Source organism: Rothia sp. HMSC065G12, from assembly GCF_001811455.1.
In the GTDB taxonomy this organism is placed as follows: Bacteria; Actinomycetota; Actinomycetes; order Actinomycetales; family Micrococcaceae; genus Rothia; species Rothia dentocariosa.
Genome location: NZ_KV804815.1, coordinates 799,605 through 822,093, shown reverse-complemented (window position 1 = coordinate 822,093; position 22,489 = coordinate 799,605). Strand labels below are relative to the sequence as shown.

Annotated in this window: 17 protein-coding genes; 12 read left to right on the top strand and 5 right to left on the bottom strand. The window is 50.3% G+C overall.

The window, feature by feature from the left end:
• Nucleotides 1–25: 25 nt before the first annotated feature.
• From HMPREF2804_RS08690 to secA, 3 genes are all read left to right on the top strand, one after another.
• On the top strand, nt 26–658 hold the full coding sequence (locus HMPREF2804_RS08690) for a ComF family protein (protein ID WP_239661918.1): 633 nt from the start codon (nt 26–28) through the stop codon (nt 656–658).
• 187 nt (nt 659–845) lie between these two features.
• The gene (gene raiA / locus HMPREF2804_RS08685; RefSeq protein ID WP_037231053.1) at nt 846–1,481 is read left to right on the top strand and encodes a ribosome hibernation-promoting factor, HPF/YfiA family; all 636 of its coding nucleotides are present in this window, start codon (nt 846–848) and stop codon (nt 1,479–1,481) included.
• A gap of 252 nt (nt 1,482–1,733) precedes the next feature.
• On the top strand, nt 1,734–4,343 hold the full coding sequence (gene secA, locus HMPREF2804_RS08680) for a preprotein translocase subunit SecA (RefSeq protein WP_013397419.1): 2,610 nt from the start codon (nt 1,734–1,736) through the stop codon (nt 4,341–4,343).
• A 74-nt stretch (nt 4,344–4,417) separates the two neighbouring features.
• Here secA and HMPREF2804_RS08675 read toward each other — a convergent pair whose 3' ends face one another.
• Together HMPREF2804_RS08675 and HMPREF2804_RS08670 are read right to left on the bottom strand one after the other, a co-directional pair.
• Nucleotides 4,418–5,053, bottom strand: coding sequence for an Rv3235 family protein (locus HMPREF2804_RS08675; protein WP_048755172.1), 636 nt, complete (start codon nt 5,051–5,053; stop codon nt 4,418–4,420).
• A gap of 57 nt (nt 5,054–5,110) precedes the next feature.
• Nucleotides 5,111–6,145, bottom strand: a complete 1,035-nt coding sequence (locus HMPREF2804_RS08670; RefSeq protein WP_070448577.1) for a LysM peptidoglycan-binding domain-containing protein — start codon at nt 6,143–6,145, stop codon at nt 5,111–5,113.
• A 196-nt stretch (nt 6,146–6,341) separates the two neighbouring features.
• Between HMPREF2804_RS08670 and HMPREF2804_RS08665 the strand changes: the two genes are divergently transcribed.
• Entirely contained in the window at nt 6,342–6,911 is a 570-nt protein-coding gene (locus HMPREF2804_RS08665; protein ID WP_246824226.1) for a hypothetical protein, read from the top strand.
• Here HMPREF2804_RS08665 and HMPREF2804_RS08660 read toward each other — a convergent pair.
• Nucleotides 6,908–7,138, bottom strand: coding sequence for a helix-turn-helix domain-containing protein (locus HMPREF2804_RS08660; protein ID WP_004005036.1), 231 nt, complete (start codon nt 7,136–7,138; stop codon nt 6,908–6,910). The two genes, HMPREF2804_RS08665 and HMPREF2804_RS08660, sit on opposite strands and share 4 nt — an antisense overlap.
• Nucleotides 7,139–7,504: 366 nt before the next feature.
• Between HMPREF2804_RS08660 and HMPREF2804_RS08655 the strand changes: the two genes are divergently transcribed.
• From HMPREF2804_RS08655 to HMPREF2804_RS08645, 3 genes are all read left to right on the top strand, one after another.
• On the top strand, nt 7,505–8,185 hold the full coding sequence (locus HMPREF2804_RS08655; RefSeq protein WP_065425179.1) for an SAF domain-containing protein: 681 nt from the start codon (nt 7,505–7,507) through the stop codon (nt 8,183–8,185).
• Nucleotides 8,186–9,736, top strand: a complete 1,551-nt coding sequence (locus HMPREF2804_RS08650; protein WP_239664786.1) for a CpaE/TadZ family protein — start codon at nt 8,186–8,188, stop codon at nt 9,734–9,736.
• Nucleotides 9,737–9,888: 152 nt separating this feature from the next.
• Nucleotides 9,889–11,454 (top strand): sensor histidine kinase, encoded by a 1,566-nt coding sequence (locus HMPREF2804_RS08645; protein ID WP_048755176.1) that lies wholly within the window; start codon nt 9,889–9,891, stop codon nt 11,452–11,454.
• Nucleotides 11,455–11,559: 105 nt separating this feature from the next.
• On the opposite strand, the gene HMPREF2804_RS08640 is transcribed toward HMPREF2804_RS08645, so the two are convergent.
• Nucleotides 11,560–11,808, bottom strand: a complete 249-nt coding sequence (locus tag HMPREF2804_RS08640) for a WhiB family transcriptional regulator (protein ID WP_048753727.1) — start codon at nt 11,806–11,808, stop codon at nt 11,560–11,562.
• 411 nt (nt 11,809–12,219) lie between these two features.
• Between HMPREF2804_RS08640 and HMPREF2804_RS08635 the strand changes: the two genes are divergently transcribed.
• The gene (locus HMPREF2804_RS08635; RefSeq protein WP_048753728.1) at nt 12,220–12,696 is read left to right on the top strand and encodes a hypothetical protein; all 477 of its coding nucleotides are present in this window, start codon (nt 12,220–12,222) and stop codon (nt 12,694–12,696) included.
• A gap of 2 nt (nt 12,697–12,698) precedes the next feature.
• Here the strand turns inward: HMPREF2804_RS08635 and HMPREF2804_RS08630 are convergent, their stop codons facing one another.
• On the bottom strand, nt 12,699–16,388 hold the full coding sequence (locus tag HMPREF2804_RS08630; protein WP_070448574.1) for an FtsK/SpoIIIE domain-containing protein: 3,690 nt from the start codon (nt 16,386–16,388) through the stop codon (nt 12,699–12,701).
• A gap of 1,098 nt (nt 16,389–17,486) precedes the next feature.
• On the opposite strand from HMPREF2804_RS08630, the gene glf reads away from it, so the two are divergent.
• The 4 genes from glf to HMPREF2804_RS08610 are packed head-to-tail and all read left to right on the top strand — an operon-like array spanning nt 17,487 to nt 22,334.
• Nucleotides 17,487–18,674, top strand: coding sequence for a UDP-galactopyranose mutase (glf, locus tag HMPREF2804_RS08625; protein WP_004005025.1), 1,188 nt, complete (start codon nt 17,487–17,489; stop codon nt 18,672–18,674).
• Nucleotides 18,675–18,676: 2 nt separating this feature from the next.
• The gene (locus tag HMPREF2804_RS08620) at nt 18,677–20,686 is read left to right on the top strand and encodes a glycosyltransferase (protein ID WP_070448573.1); all 2,010 of its coding nucleotides are present in this window, start codon (nt 18,677–18,679) and stop codon (nt 20,684–20,686) included.
• Nucleotides 20,683–21,561 (top strand): ABC transporter permease, encoded by an 879-nt coding sequence (locus HMPREF2804_RS08615; protein ID WP_004005022.1) that lies wholly within the window; start codon nt 20,683–20,685, stop codon nt 21,559–21,561. The genes HMPREF2804_RS08620 and HMPREF2804_RS08615 overlap by 4 nt, the downstream gene beginning before the upstream one ends.
• 5 nt (nt 21,562–21,566) lie before the next feature.
• A complete protein-coding gene (locus tag HMPREF2804_RS08610; protein WP_004005021.1) occupies nt 21,567–22,334 on the top strand; it encodes an ABC transporter ATP-binding protein in 768 nt (255 codons plus the stop codon).
• Nucleotides 22,335–22,489 lie beyond the last annotated feature (155 nt).

Sequence of the window (22,489 nt, the reverse complement as noted above, 5' to 3'; positions counted from 1 at the left end):
TTCACTGAGAAAACAAACCTCTGCCGTGCACACCCCTGTGCTGCAGCACCCCGTACCGGGAGCGGTTGCAGCAGGTATCTATGAGAAAACACTCGCGCATGTGATCCTTTCCATGAAGAATGCGGGCCGCACTGATGCGGTTCCCGAACTAGCGCGCGCATTGGGCAGGGCCGTGGCAACGATTATTGACCGTGCGCAGGTTCCCGCAGGAACGCGCATCTTATTGATACCCGTCCCTTCATCACAACGTAGCGTGCAGCGTCGTGGTTACGTACCGGCTGAGTTGCTTGTGCGACAGGTAGAACACGAGCTCAATCGTTCTGTAGCTCTGCACAGACGTAAAGTGCGGGTGAAGACACATCATATCTTGAGTTTAGAAAAAGAAAACATATACCAGCGTTTAATAAGACCGAATACAGCAGGACAGAAAACGCTCGGAGCTAGCGCGCGAGCCCAGCGTATGGAGGGAGCGATGCGGGTGTCACCCAGAGCAAATGTAGCTGGGGCACTGTGCATTGTGTGCGATGATGTGATGACTACCGGTGCCACCGTGTTTGAAGCATCACGAGTCTTGCGCCAGGGTGGCGCGAGAGTTCTGGGAACAGCCTGTGTAGCCGCCGTGTCGATGCAGAAAAATTTGGACGAGGAAGCCCTATGATACACCCGGATTAAGGCTATTCTGCGCTTTGATACACAGTGTTCGTACTACGAAAATAATTGTCATTTCCGGTGACATGCACCATAAGAATGTAATAAAATAATGACAAGGAACCTCAAGGACGGGTTTCCGGTATCGAACTCAACCGAGTACGGTGCATAACCCCCACACTTTGGAGGGAAATATCGTGGAAGTCAACATCTACGGACGTAATATCAAGATTTCGGATCGTCTTCGTGAATATGTCGAAGAGAAGGTCGAAAAGTTCGAGCAGCTTGGCGACAACGTGAGCGATATCGACGTTAAAGTTACTAAAGATGGCCATCTTGGTGGCGAGTCAATTCGTGTTGAGATTACCGTTGTTGGACGTGGACCGGTGCTTCGTGCAGAAGCCCAAGGACATGATAAATTTGCGGTCTTTGATGAGACGTATGGAAAGCTCCTGGAACGCCTGCGTCGAGCACGTGATCGTCGTAAGCTACGCAAACATGGTGGTAAGCATCCTGTTTCTGTCGCAGATGCTACAGGATCGCTTCCTACGGTTACCGAGACGATTACGGAAATTTTGTTACCCGATGTTCCTGTTGAAGAAGCAGCCTTCGACAATAGCGAAGTTACCCTCGTCGATGAAGCAGCTTCACCAATTGAGATTCGTCACAAGAGTTTTGTAGGTGAAAAGCTGACTCCGGCAGAAGCCGTGGATCGTATGGAGCTCGTTGGTCATGACTTCTACCTTTATATTGACAAAGAAACAGGAGCACCGGCAGCCGCATATCGCCGTAAAGGATGGAGCTACGGTATTATCACTCTCACCGAAGAGTAGACGACATTCCTCATTATTAATACTCATTTAGATTTAGAACCCGAAACGCTTTCTTTCGAGCGAGTATTTCGGGTTCTGCTATATTCCTGTGAGGAAAATAATTATTATTTCTACCCGCGCAGAGCGTAAAAATGTGGACTGTGACTGTCAGATGGATACCTCTGCCCTACAATAGTTAGGAAAGCCTCAAGCCATGGGCGCATTTTGTGTCGCCCTCATGAGGGGACGAAGACAACAAGGAGTAGAAGCTCAGTGGCATCTTTCTTAGAGAAAATCCTCCGCACTGGCGATAAAAAAATTCTTCGACAGTTAGAAGCGTATAGCGCGGCGGTCGATTCGCTTGAGGATAGTTTCGCGTCTATGACCGATGCCGAGCTCCGCGGCGAGACCGATAAGTTTCGTGCCCGAATTGAGGATGGCGAGTCCCTGGATATTATGCTCCCTGAAGCCTTCGCTGTCGTCCGGGAAGCATCTAAGCGTACCCTTGGAAAACGTCACTACAAGGTTCAGGTTATGGGCGGAGCTGCCCTGCATTTGGGAAATATCGCTGAGATGAAAACCGGCGAGGGTAAAACCCTTGTCGCAACTCTGCCCGCATACCTAAATGCACTCAGTGGCAAAGGCGTGCACGTGGTGACGGTGAATGATTACCTTGCCGAATATCAGGCGAATCTGATGGGTCGTGTCTACCGGTTCCTTGGTATGGAATCTGGCGTGATTCTCTCGTCGATGGACCCGGACCAACGCCGTAAACAGTATGAAGCCGATATTACCTACGGTACGAATAACGAGTTTGGCTTCGATTACCTGCGTGACAATATGGCATGGACCGTTGACGAGCAGGTACAGCGCGGGCATAACTTTGCCATTATTGATGAGGTCGATTCGATCTTGATTGACGAGGCGCGTACCCCCCTTATTATCTCGGGACCAGCTGCAGGTGAAGCGAACCGTTGGTACGGTGAATTCGCGCGCATCGCAAAAAACGTTCTTAAAGAAGATGAAGATTACGAGGTAGACGAGAAAAAACGCACCGTCGGTATTCTCGAATCTGGCATCGATAAAGTTGAAGACCATTTGGGCATTAAGAACCTGTACGAATCCAGGAATACTCCGCTTATAGGTTTCTTGAATAACTCCATCAAAGCGAAAGAGCTGTTTACCAATAATAAAGACTATGTGGTGATCGACGGTGAAGTCTTGATTGTGGATGAGCACACTGGTCGTATTCTTCCTGGACGCCGCTATAACGATGGTATCCATCAGGCTATTGAGGCTAAAGAAGGCGTCGAAATTAAGCCTGAAAACCAGACGATGGCAACCGTAACCTTGCAGAACTATTTCCGCATGTACGATAAGCTTTCCGGCATGACCGGTACTGCGGAGACTGAGGCTTCTGAATTTATGAGCACCTACGAGCTGGGTGTTGTTGCTATTCCTACGAATAAGGATGTGCAGCGTATTGACAACCCGGATAAGGTGTACCGTAATGAGGTAGCCAAGTTCAAAGCCGTTGTTAAGGATATTAAAAAACGCCATGAAAAGGGACAGCCTATTCTGGTGGGTACGACGAGCGTTGAGAAGTCGGAGTACCTCTCGCGTCAACTTGCAAAAGAAGGCGTGCGCCATGAGGTATTGAACGCCAAGAACAATGAGCGTGAGGCTCACATCGTGGCTCAGGCAGGGCGCAAGGGTGCCGTAACGGTGGCTACCAACATGGCAGGTCGTGGTACCGATATTATGCTTGGTGGTAACCCAGAATTCGAGGCTGTCGCCAAGATGGCTGAATTGGGTCTTGACCCGAACCGCGATTCTGAAGCATATGAGAAACGCTGGCCCGACATTCTGGAACAGTGCGAGGAAGAAGCAGCGGCCGAGCACGATGAGGTAACGGAACTTGGTGGTCTTTATGTGCTAGGCACCGAACGCCATGAGTCGCGCCGCATCGATAACCAGCTGCGTGGTCGTTCTGGTCGTCAGGGTGACCCCGGCGAGTCCCGGTTCTACCTTTCACTCACCGACGAGCTTATGCGTCTGTTTAATACCGGCGCTGCAACCCGCCTCATGGCGATGGCTCCGGAAGATTCTTCTCTAGATTCGAAGTTGGTGACACGCGCTATCGCGACTGCGCAGTCAAACGTTGAGTCACGTAACGCAGAACAGCGTAAGAACGTGCTGAAATACGATGATGTTCTTAACCGCCAGCGTGAAGCCATCTATAAGGACCGTTCTCTGATTCTGCACGGCGACGATCTCAAGGAACAGATCTCTGGTTTCGTGGACGAGGTCTTGACGACCGCCATTGACGAACGTGTCAGCGAAGGGCACGCAGAAGATTGGGATCTTGACGACCTGTGGGAGGCTCTTGAGAGTATATATCCCGTCAGTATTACCGCCGACGACCTGGCGGAAGATGCCGGGGATCGAACCCAGATTACTCGCGACCAGATAGTCAAAGAGATTCTTGCAGATGCGCATCTTGTCTACGATGAACGCGAAGAATCTGTAGGCGAAGATTCTATGCGTGAGATTGAGCGTCGTGTAATGCTCTCGACTATTGGAGAACGCTGGCCTGAACATCTGTACGAGATGGACTACCTGAAAGAAGGTATCGGACTACGTGCGATGGCACAGCGCGACCCCCTAGTGGAATACCAGCGTGAGGGCTACAGTATGTACCAGGCTATGCTTGACGCTATTCGCGAAGAGACCGTTAGTTACCTCTTCAATTTGGATTTGTCGAAGCAGCGAACCAAGGCCTCGGCGGTGCAGCTTCAGTCTCCGAGCCGCCCAAAGTTCTTGCAGTACTCTGCACCCAATGAAGAAGGTGGCACCGATGTTCGCGTAGAGAACGCTGACTAGCAGCTTCATCACTATTTTCATCATGCATGTGGGCACTCCCAAAATCTTGGGGTGCCCACATCTGGTTATGCGGTTTAGATAAAGTGCAGTGCAGTAATATACCACCCGCCGTAGCGAGCCTGCACCCGCATTGCCATAGCCCTGGTTACAACACCGTCCGTGAGAATAATACATGCCTCATATGTCTCGTCATTAAGTCTTTGAGCACGGCTCCGCGCTACGTGCGGGGTCTTGGTAAAAGCGAGATAACTAGCATGTTGCTCTTGCGAGGAACGGCGCTGTTCCAATGCCGTGAAGCACTCTGGTGACAGCCAGTGTTTGAACTGTTGCGCGGATCGCTTTTTCATAAGAACCTCGAGAACCGCAAGACCTATGCCTGCACAAAGCGACTCAATGCGTAGGGTTCCAGAATCGGAACGCTTAAGAGGTCGCCCGTGAGATGCACTTTTCCGGGAACGAATGCGTGCCCTAACAGCAGTGTTCTGTGGCAACATATGGTGAGCTTCTCTATTCTGTTGATCTTGAGCGTACATATTGATCGGGGAGAGGACTACTCCATATTGTGATTGGACAAGATTTCCTGGCGCGGTCGATGGTGGTACATCGGGAATATCACCCTGTTGCGCTCTGGCTCTGGCGGCTGCTTCTTTGAGAAAATGGCTCTCGATCTTCTTGGAGAGATCGTGAAGAGAAATATTGATAGCGGTCATGATTTAGCTCCTTTGCATAGTGGTTGGACATATCGGTCGAGAAGAAAAATAGCGTACTTATCGGTCAGGCAATGTGAGAGTTTGACCTGGATACAGAATATTGGGGTTATCCCCCATAACGTCCAGGTTGGCGGAGTGGATTCTCAGGGAGTATTCCAGAACCTCCGGAGGAGAGGCATCGTCGCTCAGCTCGTGAGAGGCAATGGACCAGAGAGAATCACCCACAACAACTTGGTGGCTGGAACGCGTAGCGTGGTTTCGAGATGCTGGTGATACTTCTCTGGAAGGTGCGCCTTCTCGTTGGCCGCCGAAGAACGGGCTCAAACTCTGATGTTCTGCTTGAGGCTGGATTGTCGGGGGAACCGCCGGTTCGGCAGATATGTTTGGCGGAGGCGTACCATAGGGCTGCGCGTAGGGTGAAAGACTTGGAAGTTGCTGCTGGCGCTTTTTAACGGGTGCTACCGTGGTCTTAGAGACTTCACTAGGTGGGGTGGAGGCATGGGTAGCCTGCGGAGATGAGGCAGGAGCCTGGTAGAATGGAGAGTTCTGAGACGATACCCCTTGAGGGGTTCCTGCAGCTGACTCCCGCGGTGAAGCATCCGCTGCCGTGCTGGGCGTAGAATTTTCTACAAATGCTTCTGGTGAAGACGGAGTCGGGAGGGCAGCAGGGGAAGCTGAAAGCTGAGACGGCGCAGATATTGCAGGGTTGCTGATATCCGGATGCGCATCTGTGGCCTGTGCAGGTGCAAATGCCGCGCTAAGACCTAATGCTGCACCGCCTAGAGTAAGAATAGTGTTGCGTATATATCGGGGGAGCAGAAAAGTTCCACGATCCTCACGGTGGTGCAGGCGTATGGAACCGGCTCTGACTTTCAGAAGGTATCCAACACCGAGGATAACGCCAAGAGCCCACCAGAGCATGACGGCAGCAGAGAGGACTTCAACGCTCATCATCATAGCGTTTTCCAAACCGGTCAAAGATTCAGATATAACGCGAACACTATGCGCTAGGACCCCTGAGAGAACGGATAGCGTGGGAATGCCGATGCTGAGCACTCCATCGAGGATGCTCATCTGAGCTTGTGACTTCATCGTATTCCCCCTTGGCATTGGTAGTCGTTGATGTTCTTATATGTTATATTTACCGCGCCTACAAGGTCGGTGTAAATCTGAAGGGAAGAATCTTAATCATTTAGTAATAATTCTCGAAGAAATGCTGATTTTTTGGGGCTTGTGGAGGTGCAATATGCCTCAAGACTTTAGAATACAGTAGGCTCATAGCATGAGAATGCAACGATTATTCCGAGATTTAGACATACAGTTTGAAGCGGAACAGTTTCGGACTCTTGAGAACCAGGCACAACGACGTGCCCGCATGGAGTATCTGGCGGTGACCATGCGTGAGCGATGCGCGGCTCAACATGGGAGCAGGGTAAAAGTCTGTGGTACGGATGGGATGGTTCGTGAAGGGTATCTTGAAGCGATTGGTCAGGGGTGGATTCAGCTCAGCACAGGACGAGAGAATATCCTTATTCCAGAATCGAGTATCCTGTGGTGGGAATGCGAGAATCAGGCGGCAGAGGTCAAAATTGATGTGCAGGCTCGTGCCTATAGGTTCAGCATGTCTGATGCTTGCTATGCCTTGATGATGGCGCAAGAGCCAGCGCGGGTATCTTGTGCTTCGCCAGTAAACACGATGTTTGAAGGTGTTATCGCACGAGTTGGGGCAGACTTTATCGAAATGGCGTTATCTCCATGCGAACCTTATTTTGCATACTCTAATGCGCTGACATATAAAGAACAGGGTGTGAGGATAATCCCCACATCCCGTATATGCGCTATTGTGACGGTCAATTAGTTGGCTTTGATTTTCGTCATTTTGCCGGAGGCAATGGCTTCTAGGGTCTGTTCGTGGCGTTCGTTAATGTACTCTTCGAAGCGCGTGCGTTCAATACGCCATTGGTTACGACCGCCAATTTGAATTGCTGGTAGTTCGCCGCTACGAACGAGTGCTCGTACCTGGCTTAACGACACCTGCAACTCCTCGGCGACATCGCTGAGTGTCAAAAAACGTGGTGCAGACATGGTAAAAATCCTTCCGCTACAGAGTCTTTGGGTCCCTATGCGCTCTTGGGGAGCAGATAATGTGTAGTTTCAGTATAGTCTACTAAATAGGCTTATGCCAGCTTATTTATGCACATAAGCCTGAAAAAATTATCTAGCTGCACATCCCATATTCATAGGTTTGTAGTTTAGATATTATGTACACAAAGAGACGATATTGCGCTCAAAGTTGTAATAATTGCTTTCAAGGTGTGCAGTGTGGTGCTATATAATTTAGGCGCCTGTTCCCTGATGAAGGCGCATAAAACATCTACAAACCGCTAAGGTAGCGATACTTCCGAATGAAAGGTCTATGCAGTGAAGCATAATAAAATCTCCAGGACGAATATGCATCAACCTGAAGAAAGTAGTATGCGTATGCATAAGCCGGGCTTTAAAGACCCGAAGCTTATTGTTGGTCTTATATTAATTCTGATTTCAATAGCGGGAGTTATTGGAATTATTAGAATTAATAATCAGACTTATACATATTACACTGCGAAGAATGATATTTCTATTGGGCAAAAGATCACTCCAGATATGTTGATTGAAAAACAGGTTAATTTGGGTGATAGTAAAGATCACTATCTTTCACGTGAGCAACTTGAATCAGGAAAGTATATCGCTGTGCGGCAAATTCCTGCGGGGGAGCTTATTAGCTCGGCATCTGCACACGAGAATATCCAGGAGCGCAGACGGCTTGTTACGGTAACCCTTGATCGTGGAATAGCTTCTACTTTTAAAGCTGGCGAGCGTGTGGATATTTGGGTCATCTCCTCCGGCAAGGAAAAGCAGAAAGTGCCTGAGGGTGAAGGAAAAAACGAGGATAATGAATCCGAACAAAAGCCTCTTGTTCAAAATGCAGAAATATCAACTATTGCGGTTGATGAAGGGGTTTTGGGCGCGAACGGGCATGCCAATGTACAGCTTTGGATAGAATCCGAAAAGCTGCCGGACATTCTGCATGCCACGTCATCAGAGGCAAAAATTACCCTTGTACCTGTTGAGTATAAATCTGAGGGGAACTAAGTGGTCCATAATATCCCTCTAGTACTTTTAGGAGACGACGGTACCATCCTGAGCGCTATCGAATCTCAACGGGGGCGCGTTAGCGTTGCTCGAAGCGCCCATACTTTTGCGGATGCTTTAGGCTATGCCCACGCCGGAATAGCGTGTGCTATTCTCAGCGTGGGTCTGCCCCAGGAAGCTACCGTATCTATTCTGCACGAACTGGACGAAGCAGATGTAAAATTCATTGCTTTGGTTCCTGAAGATATTCCGCTTCCGGATCTTGTTGTGCCTCTTGCAGCAGATACGGAACCGCATCAATTGCCAGCGGCCGTGGAAAAACTACTTGATGAGGCATCTGTTGAGCCTGAACAGGAACTCGGCATAAATCCTCAAAAAGCAGAGAACGGGTATGGGTACGACTCAGGATATTCCGGACACTACGGATATGATACACAGAATCTCTACAACGGGTCAGGAGAACACCTGCACCCCGATACTTCTGGATACGGCTATGCCCTGGTAAATCCTGATAGGAACCAGACCGAGCAAAACAGTATAGATTTTTCTCTGCCTCGTCTTCCGCAGGCTCAGCTTGAAATGCCGCAGCTTCAGGAAGCTTACAAAGCCTCCGTCCACCTTGAAAATATGCAGCAGCTGACGCTGAATGATTTTAGAGATCAGTCTAGGCAACATCATCCACAGTTTTCTGGGCCTCACATAGATGCTGTAGAAGCTGAAAACCGAGGAACTATTGTTGCCGTGTGGGGTACAGGGGGAGCTCCGGGGCGTAGCACTTTAGCACTCAACCTGGCAAACTGCGCTGCCGCAGAAGGAATGCGTGTATGTTTAGTCGATGCGGATACTTATGACCCTTCTTTAAGCCCTCTGCTGGGTCTTTTAGACGATTATTCTGGTATCGCACAGCTGTGTCATTTTGCCGAACGTGGGCAGCTTGACACCCAGATCAGCGATGAAGCAATTAGTACTCTGCGGGTGGGCAAATATTATCTTGATTTTTTGAGCGGTATCACCCGCCCCGACCGCTGGCCTGAGCTACGGACACGTGCACTCTGCGATAGTTTAAAGTGGCTTGCGCATCGCTACGACGTCATTATTCTTGACACAGCGGCATGTCTTGAATCTGATGCCGAGCTAGGCTTTGCGCAGACTGGTCCTCGCCGTAATGGTGCTACTATAACGGCTCTTGAAATGGCGGATCACATCGTTTTATTGGGAAATGCCGATATTATCGGTATTCCTCGAATGATCCGCGCGTACGACCAGATGCGTGAAGGCGCCTGCACCCTTCGTGATACTGCCAAGGTTCATATCTGGCTCAACAAAGTGCGTGCTGAGGCAACCGGACGAGATGCGGAACGAGAACTGGCGAATACCTGGCAACGTTTTGGACCGCGAAGCCCTATTTCGGGGTTTTTGCCGTATGACCGGAAAACTGTGGATCGGGCATGGTTTCGTGGGCAGACTCTTCTGGAATACGCCCCCAGAAGCCCGCTGGTTGTTGGGATTCGTAAACTATACGTATCGTTGGGTCTTAGGAAACTGAGGTGATCCTTTTCTCGGGATACGAACCGAAAAGTAACAATAGGGTCTATAGCGCATGAATACGGCGTAAAAACTATAAACTCTCCACGTCATATATCCAGAAAACATGGTTGAACCGTAGAATAGGTTAGACGTATTCAACTTCTTGGGAGAGCCCAATGTCTTTTACAGAGAGTAATCTCAACCCTGGTGGTTTCGGCCCTGGTGATACCGAGTGGATTCACCTCATCATCGGGGAGTGGCAGATTATTGCCGATATTGCTCAGAGCGACCTTGTTGTATGGTTCCCCACTGACTATGTGGTGGCTGATGGGAGCGGACCGGATAGCGTTTCTGGACCGTCGGCGTCCAGCGGGTTTTCAGCAATAGCGCATGTACGCCCGTCTAACGTGCACACTCTGTTTCATCACGATATTGTGGATCACACGATGGACGATAATATCTGCGATGAAGCACGTAAATCTTGGCATACCCAGAAGATTGTTCACCATGTTATGGAAGCCGGGCCCAGTATGCGCCCTGGAGTGAAAGTGACCTTTGTGCCGATAGTGCGTAATAGCCGTACTATTGCGCTTCTGAGTATGCATACGATTCCCACTGTAGTGCGGGCATCGTCTCAAGCTGAAGAAATCTATAACTGGGTTACTGAGAATATGCTGGAGATGATTCACCTTGGTATTTGGCCTGATCCTCTGGCACAGGAGAATAATACTCGTGGTAATCCGCGTGCCATTGATGGAATTATCGTCATTAATCCACAAGGTCAAGTTGTTTTGGCCTCACCCAATGCAAACTCAATGTATGCGCGCTTGGGGCTAGGTGACCATCTTGAGAACCTCAACCTGGCGGATGTTACCCGAGATATGCTTCCTTCTGGGGAGGAAGCTGATGAGACTTTGCAGCTCGTTTTAGCGGGCCGTGCGGATATACGTACTGAACTTACGATTGGCCGCACCCGAGTAACGATGCGTTCTATTCCGCTCGTGCATAGCACTACTTTTCGGATGGAACGTCGTGGTGCACTTATTTTGTGCCGTGATGTCACGGAACTGCGTCGCCGCGAGCTGGAGCTTATGACAAAAGATGCAACAATCCGAGAGATTCACCATCGTGTCAAGAATAATCTTCAAACGGTTTCGGCGCTTTTACGGTTGCAATCGCGACGTATGACAACACCTGAAGCGAAGCAGGGACTGGAACAAGCTATGCGACGCGTGGCTACAATTGCAACGGTGCATGAAGCCCTGTCACAGGGGTTAACGCAGAGTGTAGATTTTGACGAGCTTATCGAGCGGCAATTCCATATTGCTGCCGAGCTCGCTTCTCCCGGGCAGACTGTAGATACAGAGCTCTTGGGGCACTTTGGGCTACTTCCCAGTCAATTTGCCACTCCGCTCGCCCTTGTTATCAACGAAGTTGTTGCAAATGCTGTAGAGCATGGGCTGAACGGTGAAACTGGGCGTGTGACTCTTGAAGGGCGCCGAAACATCAATGAGCAGGGGGATAATACCCTGACCGTTATTATTACGGATAACGGCAGAGGTATGGGGGATGACCCCATCGAAGAATCTGGTGCGGATGCATACCGGCCTACAGCGGAGCATGAAGGATTAGGAATGCAGATTGTACGCACTCTAGTTGCCAGTGAGCTTAACGGGTCAATCCGTTGGGAAGCGAATGAGCCTTCGGGCACGCGCGTTATTATCAATGCCGTCTTGAGTTAGTACGACGTCGCATTTTGGTATGAAGAAAATAGCAGAAGCCCGGTGTCACTCCTGCCGGAAGTAGGAATGACACCGAGCTTCTACTATGAGAATGCGCGCTTATAGTTAGGAAGCACGGCGGGCACGAGCAGCGCGACGTTTCATCGCACGACGCTCATCCTCGCTGGTCCCTCCCCAAACGCCAGAATCTTGACCGGTTTCGATAGCCCATTTGAGGCATACGTCAATAACCTCGCACGAGCGGCAAACAGCTTTTGCCTCTTCAATCTGCAAGAGAGCAGGCCCGGTGTTTCCAACAGGGAAAAATAGTTCTGGATCCTTATCCAAGCAAGCAGCACGGCTACGCCAATCCACAGCTGGACCTCCTTCTATCTTATGGTTTGCTCGTGCTTCGCTACTGCACGGTAGCTGACAACAAGCGATAACTTAACTTGTTCTGTGTGCGTGTAGGCAAATCTTTACGTCAATGAGTGGTGCAAAAATTTGACTTATCAACTTTCGCATGGATATTCCTCTCTGACAAGGGGTTTTCCGAAAAAAATCTTAAAATTTTGGAGGTTTGCATCACTTAGGGTCTCCTTGTATCTAAGTTTCAATACTTAAGAAACTCCTATAACTATGTTCAAAAATTATGAAAGAAGAGCAAATTACACGAAATTTCACGAATGCACGACATAAAACGTCAGACCATGCGTGCTTAACGACTGCCAGTTAGAATTAAAAGCCTATAAGCCTCGCATCTGAGCCCACCGCAAGGAGAGTACGATGGGGAAGACCACCAACACGATGAAAGCACGCATCACCGTACCGATTACTGTAAAAATAACCTCCGGTATATTAGGATTTTTTGCCATCGTGCTTGTGTACCGCGGAATTATCGCACCTTTCATCATGAATGACTCTGAGAGGAACGCAGATCGTATCGTCAACAGTCTCATTCAAGTTGCTTTGGGGGTAGGCATCATGTTCTGCGCTGTTCGTTTCTATCAGGGACATGCTCGTGTCTGGGTGATGCTCATCAGCCTGTGTGCTGCTTTTGTAGGTGCTTCTAACCTCTCCATATACTTTAGTCTTACCCCAGAAGTACAGGCTGCTGCCGTAACATTTTTAGTGATTAACTGTGTGGAAATTCTCTTAGCTGGAACGGCATTCGCGCTCCTCTTCACCCGTGCAACCCGAGAATATACACTCAAAGTTACTGAGGAAGAGGAACGAGAATTATCCCGTTATGCGGGTCGATAAATTTACTCTTGATAAGCCTGAACGGCATTATGTGCAGACTGATATACCTCATCGGGAACCTGAAAAGCCTGTACACGGCCCGCATCCACAAGTGCTCCGCGCCCAGCCGGTAACATCCCCTCGGTATACATATCGCGTGGGATCTCATGCAAAGAACAAATGTCCCCATCAGAGATAGAGGCAGGAGCCAGAAGAACCGCTCGCGAGCATCCAGAAAGTGCCGTCAAAATGGGGGATGAATGCCACCGGGCCCATGGCGTATATGCTACCCAAACAGCCCTGAAACGCGGTCCGAGCTCAAGAAGCACCTGCTGAGTGGCTGCCGGTATATAGGCAAGATCATCAATGAGAATCAGAGTTTTCTCGGGATCTTGTACCGACTCGCACATCTGGCGAATTTTCTGGGCGTCGGGTGGGGTGTTCCCATCGATGTAGAGAGCTCCCAGATGCGGGTTAAGCATTCGAAGCGCAGAAAGAAAATGCGTTTTACCTGAGGCACGGGAACCCACAACGGGTATAAAAACGCCTTCCTTGGCCTGAAGAAAACTAGGATCGCCCGTACGGGAGTAGCCACACAATATATGTGTTCCCTGGGCGTTGTAGCCCCTATGCCACATGACGATTGTCTCTAGCTGTGGCATGGGAAAAGTCCGCGGAAACTGACGGAGCGAGAGCGACTTATCGCATGAGAAACCGGAGTTACCCGATTGTAGCTCGACGATATTTTCACATGAGGTCACGACGGGGCATAATGTTGATGCTTCCAGAGGAACGTCGCCCACAAGGGCGGTATTGAAACCGCCTTCGACCGCAAAATGTGTGGCGTTCGGTAGCGGATAGCTCTTGGAAGACTTACGCAGTAAATCCGATTCTACAAACCTGCGGCTGAGAATGGTTGAATACGCGACCGAATTGAACCTGCCTCGTAGAGGAAGAGCCGAGGTAAAAACAACCTGGTAGCCCTCACGGTGGCTTTGAGCTAATACATCGTAGAGATATGATTCCGTCTGGGGGTCTCTCATGAGCATTTCAAGCCATCCGTCAACTCCGTCGCAGATAAGCAGAGGCTGCTGAGTCTTCTGTTCTGCAGAATGATGACTCGAACGTATTTTTTCGAGGCAGAATCGAAGATGCTGAGGCTCATGGGGGCCAACGAGTACGGCAAGACTATCTGCGTACGAGTGCAGGCGTCGATGATACCCGGCATCTGAGGTGAAAACATAGACAGGGTTCTGCCGCGCAATAGCCTGGGCTATGAGCGCGTTTATGATTGCGGTGCGTTCGGGAACAGTTCCTAGCACGGCGAGGGCACCTGGATGTGCCTCCAAAATCAGCCGGATAGGCTGCCGCTTACCGTACTGCGGGATTTCGATGGCGCCCAAAAGATAACCGTGTCCACGTGCGCCGTCTGAGCCGAGGATTTGATGAAGACCGGTATCAAGGGTACGGGTTAGAGGAAAATTCTCCGGTAACGCTTGCGGTATAGGAGTATACCGTGCGCGGGCATAAGCAACACTGCTTGGATTCTGCTCGGACTGGTCAACAAACGCAGGGCTCTTGTGCGAAGACAGGTATAAGTCACGAATACTGTGCACGGCACGGGTTAGGAGCGTATCCTCACCTTCGGTTGAAACTTGTTGTACGGAGGGTATCTCGTTTAGGGGAACCCATCCCGGAGTCTCCCACCGATATATCTGTTGGAAGTCCGCATGTTGCTGCGGAAGAGCGTCCACAAGTGGGGCACGGAAAGCTAGAATACGACCATCTGGAAGACTGACATATCCAGCCCCAGGAGAGGACGCGGAAATATGCGCGGCCTTTTCATGCCCTAAGAGATTGTATGAATCCTGTGCAGATGCCACACGCAAACAGATGTTTGTAGCAATATTGGCCCGAATATCCTGTGAAATACTTCCCTGAGGTCGTTGAGTTGCCAAGAGCAGGTGAATACCTAAGGAACGACCAATAGTAGCGATGCGCATTAGCTCGGTCATAGCATCCGGCATAGACTCAACGAGCATACGGAACTCATCGACCACAATCACAACTTCCGGGTACTGTGGTGTTTTGCCCGTTGAAGCGCACAACCGCAGGTAGTCATGATAAGAATTTACCCCTAAGTTGCGTAAATCAAGCTCACGTCGGTTCACATCGGCACGTAAAAACTCAAGCGCGCGGCGAACGGCGGCAACATCGAAATCGCTCAGCAAACTGAGTGTATGGGGAAGCTCAGCCAGAGGACCAAGCCCGGCGGAACCCTTGAAATCTACCAGAATAAGCCCCAGCCGTTCTGGGGAATATCGCAGAGCCGCACTGAGGATGAGCGAACGCAAGAGTTGAGATTTTCCTGCGCCGGTGGTGCCTCCCAGAAGCCAATGTGGGCCGTGTGTTGTGAACCCAATATCGCAAAATCCTTCAGTGGTGGACCCTAAGAAACAACGAATATCCTCTGCGTAGCGGTTGCGTTCCCACCGCTGAAGGCACTGCTCGTAGAGGAGATTCGTAGACTGCTGGGTAAGCTCAGAGAAAGCAAGCGTGCGTGCATGAACCGAACCGGTGCCGTGTCCTGACCCTGCGGGAGATGACGCCTGGACCGCAGATAAAGCCCCCAAAGTACGAATGTATGTGTCAGTACTGAGTCCATCTGCTGTAGCACATATATCGTGCAGGTCTAAGGGGTGGTTCTGAACGATCCCTTCGTGAGGCATAAGTCCTGCGTGCTGAGAAGAACCGGTGATTTTGTGGGCTGTATCATCAGTGATGCTGCCGCGAAGCAGATATTGCACAGATTCTAGGTAATCGCCGTGGGTATGTACCTGCAGGTGGGGTATATGGGTGAATACCGAAGCAGAGCGAGGTGAATCAACGGTTCCACGGGCGACAGGCATGTGAACAATGCATAACCTTGCTCCCTGCGCGGCTCGTTTAATCAACGCAGCCGGTATGGAACGCACTAGTGATGCAGAAATGATGAAAAGCCGGTCGTCTCCAGCCTCCTGTGAAGTCGATAAGGCTGTTCCTGGGCGTTCTGCAGCATCACATATCTTTTCGAGAATATGGTGAGCCTGAGACGCACCCTCGTGAAGAAACACACGGGGGCAGACACCTAAGGAACGTAAAGCACCGTAAAGCGGTGTTTCGGCATGCTCAGCATCGGTTATGACCGTGATGGTATCGCGTGCATGGGCTACAAGCTGTACTAAATAAGCATGAAGATGTTCGGCACGCAGCGATACGTCGTGAGGTAAGCCTGGTACTGGGACCGGAATATAATGTGGAGCCTGTGGATGCGGAGAAATCTTCTCAAATCGTACGTTTCGCCCCGAAATATAGGGGAGACGAGGACCGTATCCTAGGACTACAGCAGGTGACCGTGCAGCGTCAGGGGCCGCTGCGTGCAACAGTGTTCCTGCTGTCGGCAGTGCCTGTGCTCGTTCTAACTCTTGCTTTGCGCTGCTCTTCACCAACGCAGCGGCACTGCGGTTTTCCGCTCTGCCCCCGAAAAAATGCATCAGCATAAAAAGTGAAGAAGCCACAGACATGAGCAAGAAAATCCACATACCTGTAAAAAGGGCGAAGGCCACGCCCGCCACAAGCGGTAACAGGATAGTCATCAGCATCATGCCCAGTTTTCGGGGAGCGGGCGGATTAACAATAACCGGAGTAAAAGGCGAAGAATCGTGTGAGGGCATGGGAAGCTCCGGGGCTTTTCCAGGAGGACAGATGACACACAGTGAAGTACCTACTATAAAAGGTTTGTTCCACTGTAGAATTTGAGGCTTTGGGTGCGCACGGGAGCCGGTTCTTTGCGCAGTCCCCTCTGGCTCTAGAATCCTGAGAGTCACCCCTGAACCCGAAGCATCAAATTCGGCGTGGCGTGGCTTGATATACGGATCATTGAATGAAATACCGCTACGCGCTTCGGAGCGACCTAGAACGGTTAACCCACGAGGGAGTGAGAAGGAGCGGCCCGCATCCGGTCCCCGAAGTACGCAAAGAGTACTAACTGATGCTGGTCTCTCAACGGAAGGTTGCTCGGGTTTGAGCCAGGCTCCATGTACCATAGGTGCGGCTGCAGCCACGCAATCTTCTAAACGAGCGGAATCACCGCTAGGAGAAAAGACACTATATGCATTTTTAGCGGGCGAAATTATGTGTTGTACCTGTGCCCCCGAGGTCTGTTCGGAACATTCAAGAGATAAGAGGCTTGGATAGAAATCGTGATCAGTCAAGCGCTCCTGGGCGCTTGCATCTGCGATATCAGGGGTGTGGAAAAGCCGAAGTTTCATATTTCTATATCAGTCGGTATGCCATGTGCTTTCAACCGCTTTGTCGTGGTTCTGTGGATAACGTGTGAGATTCAGATGTGATGAGCAGGTTATCCACAGATATTTTGGAAATTTACCGGTAATAACGGCGAAAAACCGGAAATATTACGTGATGTGCAGGCTCGCGTGATTGTCTCGGAGAGAGGTTGCATAGACGTGCAGTTTGAACCAAAAGTTGAGACACTCCGTATACCTCAGCCCGGTTCTTCGATAGGATTGGTACACTCGAATTTCGGAATTATCACTTATACCGTGTGCGTTGTAGGGTAAACCTCAGTCTGCTGTACCGGGAAAATATGCAACTGACGGTGTTATCGGGTAACTTTAGATAATGACTAAAATCGTTGTGTCAGTGGCAGCGTATGCCGTAAACACAACAAAATTGGCTCCCTTGCACAGGGCGTCTACGGCAGGTGAATTCGCTGATATAACGCGAGTTCCCATGATATACAGGAGTAAATAATGACTGCGGATCTCGTGGTTGTCGGATCCGGCCTTTTCGGTCTGACCATTGCAGAACAGGCAGCGACCGAATTGGGCCTGAAGGTCGTTCTGCTGGATCGTCGTTCTCATATCGGCGGTAATGCATACAGCGAGAATGAAGAGCAGACTGGTATTGAGGTGCACCGCTATGGTGCTCACCTTTTCCATACCTCCAACGAGCGTGTCTGGGAATATGTAAACCGATTTACTGGGTTCACCAATTACGTGCACCGTGTATACACTCGTCACAATGGTATTGTGTACCCCATGCCTATCAACCTGGGCACCATTAACCAGTTCTTTAACGCTGCTTACTCTCCCGCGGAAGCAAAGGCGCTCATCGCAGAACAAGCTGGCGAACTGGCAGGTACCGACCCGCAAAACCTCAACGACAAAGGTATTTCACTCATTGGGCGCCCACTGTACGAAGCCTTTATTAAACACTACACCGCCAAACAATGGCAGACCCCGCCGGAGGAACTGCCTGCATCCATTATTTCGCGTCTGCCTGTGCGGTACACCTACGACAACCGTTACTTCAACGATAAGTATGAAGGTCTACCGGTCGACGGGTATGCAGCGTGGCTGGAACGCATGGCGGCGCATCCGAATATTGAAGTTCGTCTGAATACGGACTTCTTCTCGGATGATCATGAGTATTCTCGTGAGAAGGTTCTGGGGCAGATTCCTGTGGTTTACACCGGTCCCGTCGATCGTTACTTCGATTATGCAGAGGGCGACCTCTCATGGCGCACCATTGATCTGGAAGAAGAAGTTCTGCCGATTGAAGATTTCCAGGGCTGTTCCGTGATGAACTATCCTGATGCGGATGTTCCTTTTACCCGTATTCACGAGTTCCGTCACTTCCACCCCGAGCGTGATTACACCAAGGATGCAACCGTTATTATGCGCGAATACTCACGCTTTGCAAATAAGGGCGATGAGCCTTATTACCCGGTAAATACCTCTGTAGACCGTGAAAAACTTTTGAAGTACCGCGATCTGGCAAAGGGCGAGCAGAACGTTCTTTTTGGGGGTCGTCTGGGTACTTACAAGTACCTCGATATGCATATGGCGATCGGCGCGGCGCTGTCGATGTTTGATAACAAGATTCGTCCGCATTTTGCACAGGGTGCCAAGATTGAATCTGGTGGAGTTGACGCATAATTATGGCTGAAACTCAAACTCTGAAAACCCTGCAGCGCGTTATTTTCCCTAGCGCGGTTGAAACCGACGTGGTACCCCTGTATGTGGATGCTGGCGTAGCCGCTGGCGTTCAGCTGCCAACCCGTATTGATGGTGACGCTACCACGAGTATTACAGAGGCGGCGCAGGTACAGGAACAAAGCGCCGCTAATATAGCTGCTAACCGAACCGCAGCTGAAGGCCTTATCGGTCGTCGCTCCATCAACGTTAATCCCGGGCAAAGTCTCTCATTTGGCACCTATTTCAATGCGTTCCCAGCATCGTATTGGCGCCGTTGGACCGATCTTAAAGAGGTCGTACTGAGCGTCCAAACCCGTGGCGAAGGCATGGTGATCGTATACAAATCCAACGGGCGTGGTGTTATTCAGCGTGTGGATGCAAAGCTCCTTTCGGGGGACGAAACATCAATCTTTACCCTGCCCCTAGCGCCTTTCGGCGATGGCGGTTGGTATTGGTTTGATCTTTCTGGAACTGAAGATCTTGAACTGGTTGAGGCTAATTGGCTAGGTAATATTGAGCCCCGTGCCGACGTTCAGTCCGGTCAAGCAACGGTTCAGATTACAACCATGAACAAAGTCGACTATTGCATTGACAATATTCGCACGCTTGGCAACAGCCCCGAAATTTTTGATGCTGTCCACGAGTTCCTGATTGTTGATCAGGGCAGTTCGAAGGTGCAGGATCACGAAGAATTCGAGGAGGTCGTTAAGCCTCTTGCTGGTAAGTTCCGCATCATTAACCAGGGGAATCTAGGCGGTTCCGGTGGTTTCTCACGCGGTATGTTCGAGGCAGTCAAGAACGGCAGCGATTATGTGCTTCTGCTTGATGACGACGTGATCGTGGAGCCAGAAGCAGTTTTGCGCATGGTGACTTTCGCGAACTATTGCAAAGACCCCACAATCGTGGGTGCGCACATGTTCGATATGTTCGATCGCTCGGTACTTCATGCATTCGGCGAAGTCGTTGATCCGTGGCGTAACTTCTACGCGAAGCCTCACGAGGATATGGCGATGGGTCACGACTTAGGCCGCAGCAACCTGCGCAGCACGCACTGGCTGCATCGTCGTGTGGACGTGGATTATAACGGTTGGTGGATGTGCCTTATCCCAACTTCGGTAATCCGCAAGATCGGCCTGTCGTTACCGCTTTTCCTTAAATGGGATGACGCTGAGTATGGCTTGCGCGCGAAGGCTGCTGGTATCCCTACAGTGTCCTTCCCTGGAGCAGGTGTATGGCACGTTTCATGGACCGATAAGGATGACTCGGTGGGCTGGCAGGCTTACTATCATGAACGTAACCGCCTAATTACCGCGCTGTTGCATTCTCCCTTCGATAAGGGTGGCCGCGTGCTGGTTGACTCCATGTTCTTGGACGTCAAGCACACGTTGTCAATGCAGTATTACACTCAAGCAGGCCGCCTCATGGCGCTGGAAGATTTGCTGGCCGGACCGGAGCACCTGCATGAGTCGCTTTCGGCTCGTTTACCGGTAATTCGTCAGTTGGCGGGGGAGTACCCGGAATCCCAGATGAAGCCGAATGTGGACGACTTTCCCACAGTTAAATCGAAGAAGCCGCCTTTCCGCGGCCGCCGCAATTTCAAGTCACCGGGATATAAGAAACTTGTGCCGTGGACCGCAAGAACGGTTGCACGTCAGCTGTTCAAACCCGTAGATGATGAAGCGAAAGAACATCCGCAGATTCAACTTAACTACGGAGAAACTAACTGGTGGACGCTGTCTAAGTTTGATTCAGCACTGGCCACGAACGCGGAGGGAACCGGATTGTTCTGGTATCGCCGTGATCCCCAGCAGCTGCGGTCAAAGCTGATTCACGCTACCAGATTGCACGCGAAGATCATTAAAGATTGGGAGCAGTTGCGCAAGCGGTATCAAGATGCTGCAGCCGATGTCGCTTCCTATGATGCATGGGCAGAAACTTTTGCAAAGCATACGGAGTCTGAACTTAAGCGATGAGCACTTTGCACGATGAACCTTTGAAAGCCCCCGGCCGCGGGCGGGGAATCCTGGATGCCATTCGTAATCGGTACCTTTTGAGGCTACTGGTTGATAAGGAAATCCAGGTTCGCTACCGTGGCTCGGTTCTAGGGATCCTGTGGTCTTACATTAAGCCGGGCGTCCAGTTCGGCGTGTTCTATGTTGCCATGGGCTTATTCTTAGGCTTGGAACGAGGAATGCACAACTATGCGATCTACCTGTTTTCGGGCATGATCGTGATTAACTTCTTCTCAGAAGGATTCGGGAACGGTGCCCGCACGATGGTGGTTAACAGTGCCCTGATTCGGAAGATTTATCTTCCGAGGGAGCTCTTCTCACTTTCAACTGTGTGGGTGGCGGTAGTACATTTCATACCCCAAATCGTGGTGATGCTCATCGCTTGCTTCTTTGCGGGGTGGCGGCCTGGGCTGCGCAATATTGCCGCGATTTTTGCCGGGATGGCTATCGTGATGCTTCTGTCCTACGGCCTGGGACTCATCTTTGGTGTAGCAAACGTGTTCTTCCGCGACTCCGAGAATATCGTTGATATGCTTCTGATGGTAGCAACATGGTTCTCTCCGGTGTTGTACTCCTGGACCATGGTACGTGACACTCTATATCCGTGGGTTTTCAACGTGTTTATGTTGAACCCGCTGACCGTTGCGGTTGAACTTTTCCACTACGGTTTTTGGCGCCCTACGGCAGACCTCGAAAAGTCGGGACATTTTGCTGAGATTGTTCCGCATCTGTTTAGTTTCTGGACCCCAGTAGGTATTGGTATTTCCTTACTGACCGTTCTAATCGGCGATTTGCTCTTCCGTAAGTTTGAGGGCAACTTCGCTCAGGAGCTCTGATTCTTGTGAAGATTGAGAAAATAGATCTGCCTGAGATTGATCCGAATGCTCCGGTTGTTATTCAAGTCGATGAGCTCGTTAAAAGCTTTGTGCTGCGTCATACGCGTTCTATGAAAGAAGCCTTTGTATGGCTTATGAAGGGGCGTAAAGGTGACCTGTCTGAGAAGTTTAACGCTCTCAATGGTATTACTCTGAATGTAAAACAGGGTGAACGTGTGGCACTTTTGGGGCTCAATGGTTCCGGTAAATCAACCCTTTTGAAGCTGATTTCCGGTGTGATGCAGCCTGAAGGCGGGCAGGTTCTCAACCGCGGTAAAATCGCGGGCCTTATTGAGGTGGGTGCAGGCTTTCATCCCGACCTCACGGGGCGCGATAATGTATTCCTCAATGGCGCTATTCTGGGTATGACCAAAAAAGAGATTGAAGATGCCTTTGACGATATTGTGGCATTCTCTGAAATTGAGGAATTTATTGATACCGAGGTGAAGTTTTATTCATCCGGTATGTACCTGCGTCTTGCGTTTTCGGTAGCTGTGCATACTAACCCAGATATTTTCTTGGTGGATGAGATTCTGGCGGTTGGCGATGAACCTTTCCAGAAGAAATGTATTGCAAGGATTCAAGAGCTCATCCAAGCGGGCAAGACTCTGGTTGTCGTAAGTCATGACCTCGACCTAGTGTCGCAGATATGTGATCGCGGTGTAGTACTTGACCACGGTAATTTAAGTTTCGACGGGGACATCAAGGATGCGGTCAAGATGATTCGTGGCTAGTACACCTGGTTTCTAGTATGTTTAGACGGGGTGAGGGGGAGAACAACCGTAACGGTTGTTCTCCCCCTCACCCCGTCTAAACATTAATTAACAGCCCTATAAGTCTTAGCAGGAGAGTCAGAAATTATTCGAGGAACATTACGCATAAAATATAT

Excerpts from the sequence above, each read along its gene's own strand:
- HMPREF2804_RS08635 (WP_048753728.1), top strand. The coding sequence starts at position 12,220 with ATGGGGAAGACCACCAACACGATGAAAGCACGCATCACCGTACCGATT.
- HMPREF2804_RS08620 (WP_070448573.1), top strand. The coding sequence starts at position 18,677 with ATGGCTGAAACTCAAACTCTGAAAACCCTGCAGCGCGTTATTTTCCCT.
- HMPREF2804_RS08630 (WP_070448574.1), bottom strand. The coding sequence starts at position 16,388 with ATGCCCTCACACGATTCTTCGCCTTTTACTCCGGTTATTGTTAATCCG.
- HMPREF2804_RS08645 (WP_048755176.1), top strand. The coding sequence starts at position 9,889 with ATGTCTTTTACAGAGAGTAATCTCAACCCTGGTGGTTTCGGCCCTGGT.
- HMPREF2804_RS08675 (WP_048755172.1), bottom strand. The coding sequence starts at position 5,053 with ATGACCGCTATCAATATTTCTCTTCACGATCTCTCCAAGAAGATCGAG.
- HMPREF2804_RS08665 (WP_246824226.1), top strand. The coding sequence starts at position 6,342 with ATGCAACGATTATTCCGAGATTTAGACATACAGTTTGAAGCGGAACAG.
- glf (WP_004005025.1), top strand. The coding sequence starts at position 17,487 with ATGACTGCGGATCTCGTGGTTGTCGGATCCGGCCTTTTCGGTCTGACC.
- HMPREF2804_RS08615 (WP_004005022.1), top strand. The coding sequence starts at position 20,683 with ATGAGCACTTTGCACGATGAACCTTTGAAAGCCCCCGGCCGCGGGCGG.
- HMPREF2804_RS08660 (WP_004005036.1), bottom strand. The coding sequence starts at position 7,138 with ATGTCTGCACCACGTTTTTTGACACTCAGCGATGTCGCCGAGGAGTTG.
- HMPREF2804_RS08655 (WP_065425179.1), top strand. The coding sequence starts at position 7,505 with ATGCATCAACCTGAAGAAAGTAGTATGCGTATGCATAAGCCGGGCTTT.
- HMPREF2804_RS08670 (WP_070448577.1), bottom strand. The coding sequence starts at position 6,145 with ATGAAGTCACAAGCTCAGATGAGCATCCTCGATGGAGTGCTCAGCATC.